This window comes from Luteimonas lutimaris, from assembly GCF_039537065.1.
GTDB lineage: Bacteria > Pseudomonadota > Gammaproteobacteria > Xanthomonadales > Xanthomonadaceae > Luteimonas > Luteimonas lutimaris.
On record NZ_BAAAZU010000010.1, the window covers coordinates 46,119 to 63,369 of the forward strand.

General features: G+C 68.4%; 12 protein-coding genes. 4 read left to right on the forward strand and 8 right to left on the reverse strand.

The features are described 5' to 3' along the window. Positions 1–137: 137 nt before the first annotated feature. The 3 genes from ABD679_RS09610 to ABD679_RS09620 are packed head-to-tail and all read right to left on the reverse strand — an operon-like array spanning position 138 to position 4,748. A complete protein-coding gene (locus tag ABD679_RS09610; protein WP_344759762.1) occupies positions 138–2,570 on the reverse strand; it encodes a hypothetical protein in 2,433 nt (810 codons plus the stop codon). 7 nt (positions 2,571–2,577) lie between these two features. After that, the gene (locus tag ABD679_RS09615) at positions 2,578–4,287 is read right to left on the reverse strand and encodes a vWA domain-containing protein (RefSeq protein ID WP_344759763.1); all 1,710 of its coding nucleotides are present in this window, start codon (positions 4,285–4,287) and stop codon (positions 2,578–2,580) included. A 14-nt stretch (positions 4,288–4,301) separates the two neighbouring features. Next, positions 4,302–4,748 carry a hypothetical protein gene (locus tag ABD679_RS09620; protein ID WP_344759764.1) on the reverse strand — a complete coding sequence of 149 codons (447 nt, stop codon included), beginning with the start codon at positions 4,746–4,748 and terminating at the stop codon, positions 4,302–4,304. A gap of 405 nt (positions 4,749–5,153) precedes the next feature. Between ABD679_RS09620 and ABD679_RS09625 the strand changes: the two genes are divergently transcribed. Both ABD679_RS09625 and ABD679_RS09630 read left to right on the forward strand, forming a co-directional pair. After that, on the forward strand, positions 5,154–5,756 hold the full coding sequence (locus ABD679_RS09625; RefSeq protein WP_344759766.1) for an ECF-type sigma factor: 603 nt from the start codon (positions 5,154–5,156) through the stop codon (positions 5,754–5,756). A 46-nt stretch (positions 5,757–5,802) separates the two neighbouring features. Beyond that, the gene (locus tag ABD679_RS09630) at positions 5,803–8,499 is read left to right on the forward strand and encodes a tetratricopeptide repeat protein (protein ID WP_344759767.1); all 2,697 of its coding nucleotides are present in this window, start codon (positions 5,803–5,805) and stop codon (positions 8,497–8,499) included. 87 nt (positions 8,500–8,586) lie between these two features. Here the strand turns inward: ABD679_RS09630 and ABD679_RS09635 are convergent, their stop codons facing one another. Beyond that, complete coding sequence (locus ABD679_RS09635; RefSeq protein ID WP_344759768.1) at positions 8,587–9,495, reverse strand: LysR family transcriptional regulator; 909 nt, start codon at positions 9,493–9,495, stop codon at positions 8,587–8,589. Positions 9,496–9,591: 96 nt separating this feature from the next. On the opposite strand from ABD679_RS09635, the gene ABD679_RS09640 reads away from it, so the two are divergent. Further along, complete coding sequence (locus ABD679_RS09640) at positions 9,592–10,650, forward strand: YeiH family putative sulfate export transporter (protein ID WP_425561881.1); 1,059 nt, start codon at positions 9,592–9,594, stop codon at positions 10,648–10,650. Between the two features lie 63 nt (positions 10,651–10,713). Here ABD679_RS09640 and ABD679_RS09645 read toward each other — a convergent pair whose 3' ends face one another. From ABD679_RS09645 to ABD679_RS09660, 4 genes are all read right to left on the reverse strand, one after another. Then, positions 10,714–13,866, reverse strand: coding sequence for a multidrug efflux RND transporter permease subunit (locus ABD679_RS09645; RefSeq protein WP_344759770.1), 3,153 nt, complete (start codon positions 13,864–13,866; stop codon positions 10,714–10,716). 6 nt (positions 13,867–13,872) lie between these two features. Further along, positions 13,873–15,087, reverse strand: coding sequence for an efflux RND transporter periplasmic adaptor subunit (locus ABD679_RS09650; protein ID WP_344759771.1), 1,215 nt, complete (start codon positions 15,085–15,087; stop codon positions 13,873–13,875). A gap of 115 nt (positions 15,088–15,202) precedes the next feature. Then, positions 15,203–15,889: a dethiobiotin synthase gene (gene bioD, locus ABD679_RS09655; RefSeq protein ID WP_344759772.1), complete on the reverse strand. Its 687-nt coding sequence runs from the start codon at positions 15,887–15,889 to the stop codon at positions 15,203–15,205. Next, positions 15,886–16,620, reverse strand: a complete 735-nt coding sequence (locus tag ABD679_RS09660) for a TMEM175 family protein (protein WP_344759773.1) — start codon at positions 16,618–16,620, stop codon at positions 15,886–15,888. The genes bioD and ABD679_RS09660 overlap by 4 nt, the downstream gene beginning before the upstream one ends. A gap of 66 nt (positions 16,621–16,686) precedes the next feature. Here ABD679_RS09660 and ABD679_RS09665 point away from each other — a divergent pair, with 66 nt between their 5' ends. Continuing rightward, positions 16,687–17,169 carry a GAF domain-containing protein gene (locus ABD679_RS09665; protein ID WP_344759774.1) on the forward strand — a complete coding sequence of 161 codons (483 nt, stop codon included), beginning with the start codon at positions 16,687–16,689 and terminating at the stop codon, positions 17,167–17,169. Positions 17,170–17,251: the final 82 nt, after the last annotated feature.

Below are 17,251 nucleotides of genomic sequence, written 5' to 3' on the forward strand. Positions count from 1 at the left end.
GACGCAGGCGTCCGGGTCTGGCGTCCCAGCCTTGTGCTTCGGCGTCCTGCATCCTCTGCACAAGCCGCGCGGACGCATCGCGGGACCGGAAAGATCGACTCGGCCGGGTGTTCCGGGCACCCGGCGCAGTCAGGCCATCAATCGATATCCAGTTCGAAGATCGGCGCACCGGGCACGGCGTTCGTCACGATCCCGCCGTCGTCGTAGCCGTCATCGGTCGAGCTCACGTTGAAATGGCCGATCACCTTGTCGCGGGCCAGGGGAGTTCCGCATGCAGAGCCATACCTGTCCTCCGGCCAGCGGACAACGTCGAACTCGAACGTACCCGCGATCCGGCCCTGCTCGGCCGCCTCCAGCGTGAGCCTGCCGGCCGAGCAGACGACGGGCGGGCAAGCAGCCGAGGCCAGTCCCCGGGTTCTCTGCTGCTCGGCTTCGGTCATGGTGCAGATTTCCCAGTCGCCGCGGCGCGGGTCGAGCGGATGCACGGTCGGTATCCCCGCGCGCAGGGCCCGCAACATCCCGGCCGGATACACGCGGATGGCAAACTCCGGTGCCTCGTCGGCGGGATACAGGCTCTCGTCAACGGCTCCGGCCAGGACCTGGGCGCCGCCCGTGCGGCCGGCCAGCCTGGCGCCGACGGTCATCTGGCATTCGCCATCGGCATTCTGGCCGACGAACGTCGCGGCCAGGCTCGTCGTCCGCCGGGCGCGCGCCTCATCGGCAGCTTCCCGGAAAACTGGCTGCACCTCGGCCCGGCCGGCCGCCACCATGCTTTCCATCTGTTTCCGGAAGGCCGCAAGCTGCTCGCGCGTCATGCCGTCTGCCGTGCCGTCGTCCTCCGCCTGCTTCACCATTATCTCGATCCCGTCCAGCCAGTTTTCGGTGTTGCGTGCAGCCTGGGGGAGCGAGCGATCGTAGCCGCGGGCCAGCTCGTCCGGGGTGACGAGGTCGAAGATCGCGCGCGACTGGCCGCTTCCGTTGCACGACCATGGTGCCGGCCCGCGCATGGCGAATCCCGGCGGAAGCTCGCCACTGATCGCGTCGGTGTCGCCTGCCGCCAGCCCTCCGGATACGTCGTTGCCGTAGAAGCCGTCGACCTCGACCCGCAGCGAGAAGCCGGCATCGGACGTCTCCGCTGCATCCGCGGCCACGTTGGCGACGCGGACGAGGTATTCGACAGCACCGCTGGCAGCCGGAGTGGCGAGATCGGTGCGCTGGACGTCCGCGTACGGCGCGGTCGGATCGACCGGTCGCGGCACGACCTTTTCGTCGACGATGAGGTGGAGGTCGTCGCGATCGGTTCCGTCCAGTGCATCAACGGTGAAGCGGACGTTGTAGGGCATCGCGCTGGCGTTCCTGGCCAACGGTACACGAAAGCGCCACGCGCGCGTCGCCAGCGGCCCGAACGGCCCTCCGGACTGCTCGCTCGATGCCTGGTAAAGGTCCGGCGTACGGAGGTCGACTTCCACGAGCTTGCCGTAGAACCGGTCCTCGGTCAGGTACTGCGCCACGAACTGGGGGTACAGGTCGTAGAGGCCGCCGCTGTATGGCCCGATCGCGTCATAGGCCGCCGCTGCCGCCTTCAGCGCGGCATCGACATTGGCGATCCCTCCGTCGTCCCACGGTTTGGTTTCTTCGAACAGCCACCGCGTGTAGGCAACCTTTTCCGCGTCGCTGCGCCCGATCATGTCGCCAATGGCATACCAGAAGTACCAGGTGCCGTAGTCGCACGCCCACGAGACCGTTTCCATCGTCGACACGGGGAGCCGCTCCTTCGGATACCGGCGCTCGGGCGGGATCGAGCCCTCGTGGAGCGGCTGGTCGAAGTGGCGGACCCACGCGGCCCGATGCGATCCACGGAACGGATGCCCCCACGACACCCCGTGCTTGCCCTCGAGCCAGCGGATCTGGACCATCGCCGCGACCCCTTCGAAGAGCCAGTCGACGTTGGTGTCACCGGGGCATTCGGGCAATTCGGGCCATCCGGACGGTTCGCTCGCGTTTCGCGCCAGGAACGAGGGGCTCATGGTTTTCTGGATGCCATGGTAGAGCTCGTGGACGACCGAGGCCTCCATCAGTTCCCAGAGCGGTGTGTCGGCGGAGAGAAAACCGGGATGCGACGTCAGCCTCATCTCCCCATCGATGACATGGCTCGAACCGTTGTCGTTCGCGTCCTGCTTGAGGAGGGCGAGATAGGCTTCTCCGGGGTCCACCTCAAGGTCGCCGCCCTCGGTTCGCTGGAACGGAGGCGGAAAACCGAGCGACCGGTACCAGATGCTCCCCGCCTCCAGGGTTCTCCGATGCTTTTCGGCCATCACCGCACGGTCGCCCAGCGGCGGAATGAACGTGGCTGAAGCCCAGTCGAGAATGTAACCGGCAGCGCCGTACTCGGTGAGTTTGCTGCCCTGTCGATCCATCACGACCCATTTCGTCGTGGGCCAACTTCCGGACTTCGTTGACTGCGCCCAGGCCGATGCCGCGAGCGCGAGCACGAGCACGACCATGAACAGCGCCAGGGGCACGATGTGCTTCCCGCGCTGGCGAGCGATGGAAGCGAAGGGTCGCTTCATGACCGCCCTACTCTACCGGGAAGTCGAGGCTGACTTCGGTGGTCTCGGCCGCGGTGACCGTCACATCCTCGACGAAGCGGTCGTCGGCCTCGATGCCGTCCGGGCGGACCTGGATGCGGTACTGGCCGACGGGGACGGTGTAGTCGGCGAAACCCTCGCTGTCGGTGCTGTCGCGGCTGGCTTCCTTGTGACTGTCCGCATACTGGATATAGGTGCGGGCCTTCAATGACTTGCCGTCGGCGGTGACCTTGATCCGGACCGTGCCGCTGGGGATTTCCAGACTTTTCGTCGTGGTCTTGCCGGCTTCCACCGTGACGCCGTCGATGAACTGATCCGGCGCGCTGATGCCATCGGGGCGGACCTGGATGCGGTATTCGCCGACCGGGATGGTGTAGCTGGCGATGCCTTCGCCATCGGTCCCGTCGCGGCTGGCTTCCTTGTGGCCGTCGGTGTACTGGATGTAGGTGCGGGCCTTCAGCGGCTTGCCGTTGGTGGTGACCGTGAGTTCAACGGTGCCGCTGGGAATTTCCAGGCGCTTTGTCGTGGTCTTGCCAGCTTCCACCATCACGTCGTCGATGAACTGATCCGGCGCGCTGATGCCATCGGGGCGGACCTGGATGCGGTATTCGCCGACCGGGATGGTGTAGCTGGCGATGCCCGCGTCGTCGGTTCCGTCGCGGCTGGCTTCCTTGTGACCGTCGGCGTACTGGACGTAGGTGCGGGCCTTCAGCGGCTTGCCGTTGGTGGTGACCGTGAGCTCGACGGTGCCGGTGGAAAAGTCCACGCTGCGCTCGGTGGTCTCGCCATTGCTGACGGCAATGCCTTCCAGCAGCCGATCCGGTGCGGAGATTCCTGCCGCGCGGACCCGGATGTCGTAGTCGCCCGCGGCCAGCTTGTAGCGGACCTTGCCCTCCTCCAGGGAGTGGTCTCGCGTGACCTCTTCCTCGGTGCCGGCCTTGTAAACATAGGTATAGGCATCGATCGGTTCACCGTTCCTGGTGACGGTCAGCTCGATGGCCCCGGTGGACTCCACCACGGACTCGGGCTCCGGCTCGACCTGCACCGCTTCGCTCAGCGCGCCAGCCAGCTCGTCGGCGTTGCTGGCACTGAAGAACCGGCCACCGCCCGCCTCGGCCATGCACTGCAGCTGCGCCGTATCGGTGTCGCCCAGGTCGAAGCCGACCACGTGCAGCCTGAAATCGACACCCGACTGTTTTGCGGCCTTCACCGCTTCACAGGGATCACCACCGCAGGACTCCAACCCGTCGGAGACGAGCACGACACTGGCCGACTGCTCGGTTTGCCGCAGTTGTTCGATCGCCTGCTTCACCGATGCCGTGAGCGGCGTCATTCCTATCGCATTGAGACCCTCGATCTGCTTGATCATGGCATCGCGGTCCAGCGGCCCCAACGCCACCAGCGACTCGATATCCATGCAATCGCCCTTGCGGTGGTGGCCGTAGGCGATCAACCCCGCCCTGGCGTCATCCGGCAACTGCCGGACCAGCCTGGACATCACGTCCTTGGCGACCACGATCTTCGGCTCGCCCTCGACGCGGCCCCACATGCTGCCCGAGGCATCGAGGATGAACAGCAGGTTGCTGCCGGCCGCGGTTTCGGCCCTTGCGGAAGCGTCGCCATTCTCCGACGCGATGGCGGCCCATGGCGCACCGGCCAGAAGCAACAGCGTGCACAACAACGTCAGCAACCTGTTCATGGCTCGCCCCCCGATTACTGGCACGGGACCGCATGCGACTCGAAGCCGAGCGCGTCGGCAGCCTGGGCCAGTGCGGCCACGTCTTTTTCCGTGCCGCCGCCGGCAACCAGCGCCCAGTTGCCCGAGGTCGCCCAACGAACCTGGTCCTTGAAGCCGAGCGTGCCGCACATCCCGGGGATATCGTCTTGGTACATCTCGTCGCGAGCCTCCGGGTCCTTCCATTCGCTGGCGATCAGCTTCCGGGACTTGTCCTGGTTCGACCGGCAATCGACGACCTCGACGAACCTGTCCGGATGTCGTTCCTTCACCTCACAGGTGAACCCGGCTTCCTCGATGACCGCCGTGATCCGTGCGATGTCCGGCGTCGCGCCATGGGCCGCGCTTTGCACCGTGCCCTGTCCGTCGAGTGGGTCGGTGGCGCCACAGGCGGTAACAAGCGCCAGCGTCACGGCTGCAGTCATGGCGGAAAGAGCGGTTGCTCTCATCAAGGTTCTCCAGTTCGGTGCAACGAGGATGCTTGCGGCATGGCGCTCCCCGCGATCTGCGCCACTCCTTGTCCATAGGCAACCGATTTCGGACGGAAAGCGGGACATGCCCCAATCGCGACCGGACGTGGCGCAGGACGTCGAACCGTATGTCCACGTGATCCGGCCCTGTTCGGCCGCCTCCAGCGTCGCCGGCCCGGGGATCGGCGCTGCAATGAACAATGACCTTGTCCCACTACGAATGGCCCAAAGTCGCGCACACGTCGTGGCCGTGCCTCGGGTTGATTACCCGAAAGCCGGGCGGAAGAGGACATCGAATTTGCGTTTGCATGTCCGGATGCCTAGATTGTCGGCACTACCGGGGGGATCCGACTGCACGCCATGCCAGCACTGCCAGCTTCCATCGATGGCGACGTGACGCGCCTGTTGAATGCGCTCAAACGCGGCGAGGAGCTGGATGCGCAGGCCCACGACGAGCTGTTCACCCGCGTCTACGATGCGCTCCACCGCATCGCCCGGCACCAGCGTGCGCGATGGAAAGGCAACGAGACCCTCAACGCCACGGCGCTGGTGCACGAGGCCTACATCAAGCTGCTGGGCACAGGCGCGGGCTACGAGAACCGTTCGCACTTCCTGGCGGTCGCTTCGCGCGCCATGCGGCACCTGCTGATCAGCTACGCCCAGCGCCAGGCATCGCAGAAGCGCGGCAACGGCGAGCCGGACCTGCCGCTGGACGAGGCGCTGCTGATCCCCCAGCAACGCGGCGAGGACCTGCTGGCGCTGGATGAAGCCCTCGAACGGCTCAAGGACAAGGACCCGCGCGCTGCGCAAGTGGTGGAATGCCGCGTCTTCGGCGGCCTCAGCGCGGATGAAACCGCGGATGCACTCGGCATTGCCCGGCGCACCGTCTCGCGTGACTGGAGCGCCGCATGTGCATGGCTGTACGGCGAGCTGCGTCAGGACCTGACCACCGGGGTATCGTGATCGCCGCAGCACGGCGGACGGCATGTGGCCGCAGGTGGCACGGACGATGAAGACCGGACACTGGCTGCGTGCGAAGGAAATCCTTGGAGAGCTGGACGGCGTCGCGCGCGAACAGCACGCGTCGCGGATCGCCGCCGCTTGCGCAGGTGACGTGGACCTGCAAGCAGAGGTGGAGCGGCTGCTGGCCCTGGATGACGCAGCGGGCGCCTGGTTCAGCGGCCTGCAGGATGCATTGGGGCAGCTGGACAGGGCGACGCCGGATCAGGTCGGCCCCTACCGGATCGTCCGCGAGATCGGCCGCGGCGGCATGGGCTCGGTGTTCCTGGGCGAACGCTGCGACGGCCAGTTCGAACAGCGCGTGGCGATCAAGGTGGTGCACGACGGGATCGGCGGCCGGCTGATCGCGCGCTTCCGCGACGAGCGCCGCATCCTCGCGCAGCTCGAACATCCCGGCATCGCCTACCTGCTCGATGGTGGCAGCCTGCCCGACGGGCGGCCCTACTTCGTCATGGAGTACGTCAAGGGCGAGTCGATCACGACCTACTGCGACCGGAAGCGTCTGGACATCAAGGCCCGGCTCGACCTGTTTCGCGACATCTGTGCGGCGGTGGCGTACGCGCACCGCAACCTGGTGATCCACCGCGACCTCAAGCCGGGCAACGTCATGGTCGAGGAGGACGACCAGGGTCAGCCATCGATCAAGCTGCTCGACTTCGGCATCGCCAGGATCGTCGAAGCAGGCGCCGACGACGGGGACCCGGAGGCTGGCAACCAGCGCGCACGCGGCACGGGCGACCGGGTTTCCGCTGCCGCCATTCCCCTGCTTGAACACGGGCAGACCCAGCACGACGAACGCTTGTTGACGCCACTGTACGCGGCACCCGAGCAGCTTCGCGGCGAGCCGGTCACCACCGCCGCCGACATCTACGCGCTGGGCGTCCTGCTGCACGAACTGCTCACCGGCGCGCGACCGTTTGCCGACGCCGCAGCCACGCGCGAGCAGATGGAGCGCGCGATCCTGGAAGACGAACCGACGCCGCCCAGCCGGATCGCACGCGCGTCCGATGACAGCATCGCCAACCTGCGCGGCACCGACCCGGCACAGCTGTCACGCCTGCTGCGCGGCGACCTGGACAGCATCGTGCGCAAGACGCTGCACAAGCAGCCAGAGCGTCGCTACGCATCCGCCGGCCAGCTGTCCGACGACATCGAGCACCACCTGCGCGGCGTCGCGGTGACTGCCCGCGGCGCCACCCGCACCTACCGTGCCGGCCTGTTCCTCAGGCGCCACCGCTGGGGCATGGCGGCGATCGCGGTTGCGCTGATCGCGAGTCTGTCGGCGGCGATGTTCCACGTCTCCGGGATCACACGCGAACGCGACCTGGCGAACGCCGAGGCCGCCAAGGCCGAGGAAGTCGCCAGCCTGTTGATCGGCATGTTCGAGTCGGCCGACCCATCCCAGGCGCGTGGCGAAGACATCACCGTGCGCGAGGTGCTCGACCGTGCTGCGGCCAACCTCGACGACGGGCTGTCGAATCAGCCGGCCGTGCTGGCGGAAATGAAGCACATCATGGGCGGCATCTACGCGCACCTGGGTGAGTACGACACCGCAGCCGACCTGCTGCAGCGCGGCCTGGCGCTACGCCGCCAGCTGCACGGCCCACGCCATCCCGATGTCGCCGAAAGCCAGCACAGCCTGGCCGTCCTGGAGTGGATGCGCGGGCGCTACGACCCCGCCGAAGCGCTGTTGCGCGACGTACTGGCGCAATACCTGGAACAGCCGGAACAGGACCCGTTGAAACTCGCCAAGGTCCGCAACAACCTGGCCGCAGTCCTGCGCCGCAAGGGTGGCTTCGACGAGGCGGAGTCGCTGTACCGCCAGGTGATCGCGACGCGCCGCGCACAGTTGGGCGATGACCACCCGGATCTGCTGTCCAGCCAGCACAACCTCGCTCTGCTGCTGAACGTCCTGGGGCGTGCTGATGAGGCCGAGGTGCTGTTTCGCGACGTGCTTGCCTCGCGCCGCAGGACCCTCGGCCCGATCCATCCGCAGATCGCCAATACCACGGACAGCCTTGCATTCCTGCTGCGGGACGAAGAACGTTTCGTGGAAGCCGAATCGCTGCTGCGCGAGACGCTCGCGATGCGATTGGCGCTTTACGACGACAACCATCCGCTGGTTGCCGATACGATGAACGCCCTTGGCGGCGTGCTGCGCATGCAGCAACGCTACGACGAGGCCGAAACGTTCTATCGCAAGGCGTTGGCGATCCGGCGCGAGGCCTTTGGCGACGGGAACCAGCACGTTGCCAGCAGCCTCAACAACCTCGCCAACCTGCATCGGGACCGGGACAATTACACCGCCGCCGAACCGCTTTACCGCGAGGCAATCGGGATCTATCGCGACGAGGTCGGCGCGGAACACGCCTGGACCGCCACCAGTATCAAGAGCCTGGGCGAGTTGTACATGAAGATGGGCGACGCGAAGGCGGCTGAAGCCCAGTTCCGCGAGGCCTTGCGCATCCGCGAAAAAGTCCATTCCCCCGGCCACTGGCAGATCGCCGAAGTGCGCAGCCTGTTGGGTGCGACGCTGGCGGAGCAGGGCCGGCTCGACGCGGCAGAGCCGCTGCTGGTCCGGGCGCATGCTGTCTTCGAGCAGTCTCGCGGAGCAAGGGATTCGAAGACGCAAGAGGCCTTGGCGCGACTGACCGCGCTGCGGGAACGCCGCTCGGCGACGCCTTGAGACCCGCCCTGCGCAGGCCTCGCAACGCGCCTGCCCGCCCCGCCATCGCGCGGGACGGAACTGAAGAGCTCGCGGCTTCCGCCGCTCCTACGGGGGCGGGTCCGACGCCGCGGCGTCCACCAGGTCGACGAAGGCCTGCAGCGCGGGGCCGCGCGGGCGGTTGGCCAGTTCCAGCCGGTACAGCGGGCGCAGGATGTTGGGGTCGCCGGTCATGCCCACGACGCGCACCCGCCCCATCGCGGCCAGGTCCTGCACCACGACCGCCGGCAGCAGGGCCACGCCCGCGCCGGCCGCGACGGCGCGCGCGATCGCCTCGTTGCTGCCCAGTTCGATCAGCCGCACCGGCTTGATGCCGCGCCGGCGCAGCAGGCGCTGGGCCACCTGCCGCGTCCCGGATCCGGCTTCGCGCAGCAGCCACGCATGCCGCGACAGCTCGGCGACCGACGCACGCCGCCTCGCGCCGAGCTTCGCCTCGGCGGCGACCACCACCTGCAGTGGCTCGTCGTGCCACGGCGTGGCGACGATGCCCGGGTCGTCCACCACGCCCTCGACGAAGGCCACGTCGATGCGGCCCTCGGCGATGGCATGGCCGACGTCCGCCGTGTTGCCCACCTCCAGCGCGAAATCCACCCCCGCGAAGCGCTGCACGAATTCCGCCACGTGCGGCGCCAGCCAATAGCCGGCGACAGTGGTGCTGGCGCCCACGCGCAGCGCGCCGCGGCGCAGTTCGACGCGGTCGCGGATGTCCGTCATCGCCGTGCGCTCCATGGCGAAGATCGCGCGCGCGTGCTGATGCAGCGATTGCCCGTGGTCGGTCAGCACCACGCCGCGGCTGCGCGCGGTGCCGCGTTCGATCAGCGGCAACCCGAGCTGGTATTCCAGTTCGCGCACCCCCTTGGAGACCGCCGGCTGGCTGACATGCAGCGCCTGCGCCGCGCGCGAGAAGCCCTGGTGCTCGACCACGGCCATGAACACGCGCAGCAGGTGCAGGTTCATCGATAACTCCAAGTCATGGGATCCTGAATTATATGTATTGGATTCATTCCATGCCGGCGCCTAGCCTTTGCGCACCCCCACTGCGCCCACGTCCCGATGCACGCCATTGCCGAACCGTCGCCATTCCACGCCCGCCTCCAGCGCTGCATGGCGCTTTGGCCCGGGCTGGCGCTGGCGGCGGCGGTGGCCGGCGCCGCCATGCTCGCCGCGCGCCTGCCCGCGCTGCAGGCGCTGGGCATGGGTGCGCTGACGCTGGCGATCGTGTTCGGCATCGCGCTGGGCAACAGCGTGTTCCCGGCGGTCGCCGGGCGCTGCGGCGAGGGCGTGGACTTCGCCAAGGGCATGCTGCTGCGCGCCGGCATCGTGCTCTACGGCTTCCGCCTGACCTTCCAGGACATCGCCGGGGTCGGCGTGGAGGGCGTCGCGATCGCGGTGGTGATGGTCGGCACGGTGTTCTCGCTGGCGGTGCTGCTGGGCACGCGCGTGTTCAAGCTCGACCGCGAGACCGCGATGCTGATCGGCGCCGGCAGCGCGATCTGCGGCGCGGCGGCGGTGATGGCGGCCGAGCCGGTGGTGCGCGCGCAGCCGCACAAGGTGTCGGTGGCCGTGGCCACGGTGGTGGTGTTCGGCACGGCCGGGATGTTCCTGTATCCGTGGCTGTACCCGCACCTGGGGCTGGGCGAGCACGCCTTCGGCGTCTACGCCGGCTCGACGATCCACGAGGTCGCACAGGTGGTCGTCGCCGGGCGCGCGGTGGGCGACGTCGCCGGCGCCGCCGCGGTGATCGAGAAGATGCTGCGGGTGATGCTGCTGGCGCCGTTCCTGCTGGTGCTGTCGTCGCGGCTTTCGCGCGGCGCGGGCAGCGGGGCGAAGACCGGCATCGTGGTGCCCTGGTTCGCGCTGCTGTTCGTCGCCGTGGCCGGCTTCAACTCGCTGCAACTGATGCCCGCGTCCGCGGTCGACGCGCTGGTGCGGCTCGACACCGTACTGCTGGCGATGGCGATGGCCGCGCTCGGCCTGCGCACGCACGCCGGCGCGATCCGACAGGCGGGGATCAGGCCGCTGCTGCTGGCGGCGGCGCTGTTCGCGTTCCTGCTGGCCGGCGGCTACGCGGTCAACGTCGGTATCGGCGCGCTGGTGTCCGCACTGCACTGACGCGCGGCAAAAGGAAAGGCCGCGTTTCCGCGGCCTTTCCGGTGGCTTCGACGATGCACGCGGTCACTCGTGCGCGATCGCGGGCTTGTCGCCCAGCTCGGGCTTCTCGTCGAGCTTGTCGCCCAGCAGCCTGCGCACCACCACGTAGAACACCGGGATCAGCAGCAACCCCAGGAAGGTGGCGAACAGCATGCCGCCAATCACGCCGGTGCCGATCGCATGGCGCGCGTTGGCGCCGGCGCCGGTGGACACGGCCATCGGCAGCACGCCCATGATGAAGGCGAACGAAGTCATCAGGATCGGACGGAAACGAAGCTTCGCCGCCTCGATGGTGGCCGCGCCCAGCGGCTTGCCGAGCTGGCGCTGCTCGATCGCGAACTCGATGATCAGGATCGCGTTCTTCGCCGCCAGGCCAATGACCGTGATCAGGCCGATCTTGAAGTAGATGTCGTTGGGCAGGCCACGCAGCAGCGACAGCGTCACCGCGCCGAGCACGCCAAGCGGCACTACCAGCAGCACCGCGACCGGCACCGACCAGCTTTCGTACAGCGCCGCCAGGCACAGGAACACCACCAGGATCGACAGCACCATCAGCATCGTGGCCTGGTTGCCCGACAGGATTTCCTGGTAGGACTGGCCGGTCCAGTCGTAGCCGAAACCTTCGGGCAGGTCGTTGTCGACGATCTCCTGCATCGCGGCCATGGCCTCGCCGGAGCTGTGCCCGGGCGCCTGCGAACCCACGATCTCCACCGCGGCGTAGCCGTTGTAGCGGCTCAGCGACGGCGGCGACGTAGTCCACTGGCTGTGGACCACGTTCGAGATCGGGATCATCGCGTTGGTGCTGCCGTCGGCGCCGCCGCCCGTCGCCGGGGTGTAGAACCGCGACAGCGATTCGGGGCCGGTCCGGTAGTCGCGGTCGGCCTGCATGGTCACGCGCTTGACGCGGCCTCCATCGCTGAAGTCGTTCACGTACACCGGCGCCAGCATCAGGCTGATGGCGTTGTAGATGTCGGTCACCGACAACCCCATCGCCTGCGCCTGGGTACGGTCGACGTCGAGCTTGAGCTGCGGCGCATCGGCCAGCGAATTGGGGCGCACGCCGGTCAGCGCCGTGTCCTGCCCGGCCTTGCCCAGCAGCTGGCCCATCGCCTGCCCGAGCGCTTCGCGGCCGTTGCCGCCGCGGTCCTGCAGGAACATGTCGAAGCCACCGAACTGGCCAAGTCCATTGACCGTCGGCAGGTTGATCACGAAGATCTGCGCGTCGCGGATGCCGTACAGCGCGCCGTTGGCCTGCTCGATGAACTCCTGCGCGGTGATCTTGCGGTCGCCCCACGGCTTGAGCTTGATGAAGGCCATGCCGACGTTCTCGCCCTGGCCGACGAAGCTGAAGCCGGAGATCTGCATCATCCCCTCGTAGCCGTCCATCTTCTCGATCGTGCCGCGCACCTGCTCGAACACGTGCTTGGTGCGGTTGAGCGTGGCGCCCGGCGGCAGCTGCACGATCGCCAGCGCGTAGCCCTGGTCTTCCTCGGGCAGGAAGCTGCCCGGCATGCGTGTGAACAGGAAGCCGCACAGCAGCGCCAGCCCTGCGAACACGAGCATCCAGCGCGGCGCATGCCGCACGGCGCTGGTGATGTGGCCGACATAGGTAGCGGCAACCTTGTCGTAGATCTTGTTGAAGCCGCGGAAGATGAAGTTGCGGCTGTCGTGGTGGTCGGTGGGCTTGAGCATCGACGCGCACAGCGCCGGGGTGAAACCCAGCGCGAGGAACGCCGAGAAGCCCATCGCCATCGCGATGGTGATCGCGAACTGCTTGTAGATCTCGCCCGCGCTGCCGGCCTGGAACGCGCTGGGCACGAATACCGCCGCCAGCACCACCGTGACCGCGACCACCGCGCCGCTGATCTGCCCCATCGCCTTGACCGTGGCGTCCTTCGGCGACAGGCCTTCCTCGGTCATGATGCGTTCGACGTTCTCGATGACGATGATCGCGTCGTCCACCACGATGCCGATCGCCAGCACCATGCCGAACAGGCTGAGCTGGTTGATGGTGAAGTCGATCATCCACATCCCGACGAACGTGCCCATCAGCGCCACCGGGATCACCAGCGTCGGGATGATCGTCGCGCGCAGGTTCTGCAGGAAGATCAGCATCACCAGGAACACCAGTACGATCGCCTCGACCAGGGTCTTGACGACCTCCTCGATCGAGATCTTCACGAACGTCGAGCTGTCGTACGGCGAGAACCAGGTCACCCCTTCCGGGAAGGTCGCCTGCAGTTCGTCCATGCGGTCGCGCACCAGGTCGGCCACGCCCAGGGCGTTGGCGCCGGGCGCCAGCTGCACCGCGAAGCCCGACGCCGGCGTGCCGCTCCACTGCAGGTCGAAGCCGTAGGCCGATGCGCCCTTCTCGACCCGCGCCACGTCCTTGAGCCGGACCGTGGTGCCGTCGCTGTCGGCGCGCAGGATGATGTTGCCGAACTGTTCGGCGGTGCTGTAGCGGCCCTCGGCCGACACCGTCGCGGTGAACGCCTGGCCCTCGGGCGAGGGCTCGGCGCCGACCGAACCGGCCGCGAACTGCACGTTCTGCCCGCGCACCGCGGCCAGGGCCTGGCTTGCCGACAGGCCGTAGCCCTGCAGCTTGTCCGGGTTGAGCCAGATGTTCATTGCGTACTCGCCGCCGAACAGCTGGGTGCTGCCAACGCCGGGCGTACGCGAGATCTGGTCGAGCACGCGCGCGGCGATCAGGTCGGCCAGCGCGTCCTTGTCGTAGGCGGGATTGGTCGAACGCAGCGCCGCGACCATCAGGAAGCCGGGGTTGGCCTTGGCCACCACGACGCCCTGCTGGGTCACTTCCGACGGCAGCCGCGGGGTCGCCAGCGCGACCTTGTTCTGCACCTGCACCTGGGCGATGTCCGGGTCGGTGCCCGGCTTGAAGGTCAGCGTGATCTGCGCATGGCCACTGGAGCTCGACGACGAGCTGAAGTAGTCGAGGTTGTCGATGCCGGTCATCTGCTGCTCGATGACCTGCGTGACCGCGCCCTCGGTGGTCTCCGCGCTGGCGCCGGGATACGTCGCCGACACGGTGACCTGCGGTGGCGCGATGTTGGGATACGACTCGATGCCCAGGCCGTTGATCGCGAGCACGCCGCCAAGCGTGATCAGGATCGCGATGACCCAGGCGAAGACCGGGTGGTTGATGAAGAAACGTGACATGGCCGGTCAGTCCTTGTCCGCGGCGTCGTCGCCCTGCGGCTTGTCGCCCGCCTCGCCTGCCGGCGCCTTCGCGGGCGCCTGTGCACCGGCGGCGGCTGGTGCTGCCTGCAACGGTTCGGCCTTGGCCGGCTGGCCGGGCTGGGCACGCTGCAAGCCGGACGCGATGATCCGTTCGCCGCCGGCCAGGCCGCGGGTCACGACCCAGTTGCTGCCCTGGGCGCGGTCGGCGTCGACGTCCTTGCGCGCGACGTTGCCGTCGTCGCCCACCACCAGCACGTAGGCGCCCTTGGCGTCGCGCTGCACGGCGACCTGCGGGACCAGGAATGCGTCCGGAACCTGCCCGAGGGTGATGTCGAAGGACACGAAAGTCCCCGGCAGCAGCTGCTTGTCGGGGTTGGGCAGCACCGCACGCAGCGCCACCGAGCCGGTTTCCGGATCGACGATGTCGCCGGAGAAGTCGAGTTCGCCGGCGCGCTCGTAAAGCGTGCCGTCGGGCAGCCGCACCTTGACCTGCGGCGCCTTGCCGCTGGACTGCAGGCCGCGCGCCCGGGCCAGTTCGGACACGCTCATCGAGAAGTTCACGTACAGCGGATCGATCTGGTCGACCGTGGTCAGCAGGGTCGCGGTGCCCTGCCCGACCAGCGCGCCCTCGGTGACCTGCTGCTTGCCCGCGCGGCCGTCGATCGGCGCGCGCACGGTGGCGTAGCCCAGGTTGATCTGGGCAGCGTCCACCGAGGCCTTGGCGGCCTGGATCGCCGCCGCCGAACTGCGCTCGGCGGCCAGCGCGTTGTCGTAGTCGGACTTGGAGATGAACTTCTGCGGCAACAGCTGGCGGGCGCGGTCGGCGCTGGCCTTGGCGTTGGCGTAGCTGGCGTTGGCCTGCGCCAGCGAGGCCTGGGCCTGGCCGAGCGCGGCGCGCAGCGGCGCGGGATCGATCACGAACAGCTGGTCGCCCTTGCGCACGTCGCTGCCTTCCTCGTAGACGCGCTTCTGCAGCACGCCGGGCACCCGCGCACGCACGTCGGCGCTGCGGTACGGCGCCAGCCGGCCGACCATTTCCTGCTGCAGCGACACGGTGGTCTTCTTCGCCACCACCACGCCCACCTGCGGGGGCGGCATCGCGCCGGCTTCGCCGCCGGGCCCGGCCTCGTCGCCCTTTCCGCAGGCGGACAGCAGGAGGATCGCGCCGGCGACTGCCAGCGTACGGATGTGCATCGTCATGAGTGGGGGCTCCGGGGAGATAGGTGCCGGCCTGTGGGGGGCGGGTACGGCAATTCCTGTACCCGCCAGTGTAGCATCGGGCACGGACCGTCCACCGTGCCGGAAGTCAGGATTTTCAGCCGCCGATCAGGGGCGGCGTGTACAGCTTTCCGGCCAGCGCCGCCGTTTCCGGCGACGGGCTCCAAGGCAACCTGCCCAGGCACGGCGCCGGCAGGCGGTCGCGCAGGGCGTCGAAGTTTTCGTCACGGCGATCCATGTCCGGGTCGACTTCGCTGGCGATCCAGCCGGCCAGGCGCACGCCGTCGGCTTCGATCGCGCGCGCGCTCAGCCGCGCGTGGTTGAGGCAGCCCAGGCGCATGCCCACCACCAGCACCACCGGCAGGTCCAGCGCGCGCACCAGGTCGACGTGGTCGAGCGTTGCGGCCAGCGGCGCCAGCCACCCACCCACGCCCTCGACCAGCACGAAGTCCGCCCGCGACGCCAGCCGCGCGTGCGCGGCCAGGATCGGCGCCAGCGCCACCTCGATGCCGGCGTCGCGCGCTGCGAACTCCGGTGCCACCGGCAGCGGCAGCGCGAACGGATTGACGTCGTCGTAGTCGGGACGCGGATCGCTGGCGGCCTGCAGCGCCAGCGCATCGTCGTTGCGCCAGCCGCCGGCGGTGCGGGTGCAGCCGCTGGCCAGCGGCTTCATCCCCACCGCGCGCAGGCCGCGACCGCGCAGCGCATGCAGCAGCGCGGCGCTGGCGGTGGTCTTGCCGGCGCCGGTGTCGGTGCCGGTGACGAACACGCCCGCCGCGCTCATGCGCCCACGTCCCGCGCCAGCGCGCGGCGCCGTGCCCGCGACTCGACCACGCCGGTCAGCATCAGCAGCGCGTACACCATCCCGGCGATCCCGACCAGCTGCGGTGCATGCGATGGTGCCCACGCGGCCAGCGCGATCGACACCGCCGCCACCGCGACGAAGAACCCGTACATGGTGATTTCCGCCACCGTCCCGGCCCGTTCGTTGCGATCCAGCCCGAGTTGCGCACGCCGCCGCCAGGCATGCAGGTACAGCCCCGCCATGCACAGCGACATCATCGCGAACGCCAGTCCGTACACCAGGAACATGAAACCGACGTCGCCAGCACTCTCGACCCGCATCGGCGACGGCAGCCAGCCATCGGTGACCCAGGCGAAGAACACGCCGAACTGCAGCCGCAGCGGATACACGTACACCAGCACCACGAACACCAGCAGCAGGCTGAGCACGGTGCTGGCGGTGTCGTCGAAACCGTAGCGCCGGCTCCAGCGCGCGTGCGCGGCCCAGAACATCGCGATCATCGCGAAGCACACCGCGAACGACGGCACCGCCTTGAGCGCGAGCACCAGCGCCTCGCGACTGTCGGGGATCGCGTCGATGGAAATCACCAGCAACGTCACCGCGAATGCGAACGCGGCATCGACGAAGGCCTCCAGCCGCGTCACGTTGCGGCCGCGATGGACGAAGCCGTCGGCCATCCGCGGTTCGCGTGCGTCATCCGGTCCGGTCATCGCGCCTCCGTTCCCGCGTGTCCCGCGCGGAAGGCCCGCGCGGCCATCGCTGCTAGACTGCAGGGCATGTTCACCGCGCACAGTCTAAGCGGCAGCAAGCCCGAGCAGTACGCGCAACTGGCCGAGCAGGCCCGCGCGCTGGTCGCCGGCGAGCGCGACCGCATCGCCAACGCTGCCAACCTGTCGGCACTCGTGTACCACGCGCTGCCGCGGCTCAACTGGGTCGGCTTCTATTTCTTCGACGGCAACGAGCTGGTCGTTGGCCCGTTCCAGGGCCAGCCGGCGTGCATCCGCATCCCGCTCGACAAGGGCGTGTGCGGCGCGGCCGCGCGCAGCGGGCAGACCCAGCGCGTGGCCGACGTCAATGCCTTCGACGGTCACATCGCCTGCGACTCCGCCTCGCGCTCGGAACTGGCGGTGCCGCTGCTGCGCAACGACGCGCTGGTGGGCGTGTTCGACCTCGACAGTCCGGATCCGGACCGTTTCGACGTTGAAGACCAGAGGGGACTGGAAGAGATCGCACGCATCTACGTGCGGTCATTGGGGTAGACGAATGAAGCTGCGCATGATCGGGCGGGAAGCCGCCACACCCACGCGGCATGGCCATGGATTTCCATGCAGTCCGAAGCGG

What these genes read in the sequence shown, in the direction of transcription:
- bioD (WP_344759772.1), bottom strand. Translation starts at nt 15,889, where the DNA reads ATGAGCGCGGCGGGCGTGTTCGTCACCGGCACCGACACCGGCGCCGGC.
- ABD679_RS09610 (WP_344759762.1), bottom strand. Translation starts at nt 2,570, where the DNA reads ATGAAGCGACCCTTCGCTTCCATCGCTCGCCAGCGCGGGAAGCACATC.
- ABD679_RS09660 (WP_344759773.1), bottom strand. Translation starts at nt 16,620, where the DNA reads ATGACCGGACCGGATGACGCACGCGAACCGCGGATGGCCGACGGCTTC.
- ABD679_RS09615 (WP_344759763.1), bottom strand. Translation starts at nt 4,287, where the DNA reads ATGAACAGGTTGCTGACGTTGTTGTGCACGCTGTTGCTTCTGGCCGGT.
- ABD679_RS09625 (WP_344759766.1), top strand. Translation starts at nt 5,154, where the DNA reads ATGCCAGCACTGCCAGCTTCCATCGATGGCGACGTGACGCGCCTGTTG.
- ABD679_RS09645 (WP_344759770.1), bottom strand. Translation starts at nt 13,866, where the DNA reads ATGTCACGTTTCTTCATCAACCACCCGGTCTTCGCCTGGGTCATCGCG.
- ABD679_RS09665 (WP_344759774.1), top strand. Translation starts at nt 16,687, where the DNA reads ATGTTCACCGCGCACAGTCTAAGCGGCAGCAAGCCCGAGCAGTACGCG.
- ABD679_RS09635 (WP_344759768.1), bottom strand. Translation starts at nt 9,495, where the DNA reads ATGAACCTGCACCTGCTGCGCGTGTTCATGGCCGTGGTCGAGCACCAG.
- ABD679_RS09650 (WP_344759771.1), bottom strand. Translation starts at nt 15,087, where the DNA reads ATGACGATGCACATCCGTACGCTGGCAGTCGCCGGCGCGATCCTCCTG.
- ABD679_RS09620 (WP_344759764.1), bottom strand. Translation starts at nt 4,748, where the DNA reads ATGACTGCAGCCGTGACGCTGGCGCTTGTTACCGCCTGTGGCGCCACC.
- ABD679_RS09640 (WP_425561881.1), top strand. Translation starts at nt 9,592, where the DNA reads ATGCACGCCATTGCCGAACCGTCGCCATTCCACGCCCGCCTCCAGCGC.
- ABD679_RS09630 (WP_344759767.1), top strand. Translation starts at nt 5,803, where the DNA reads ATGAAGACCGGACACTGGCTGCGTGCGAAGGAAATCCTTGGAGAGCTG.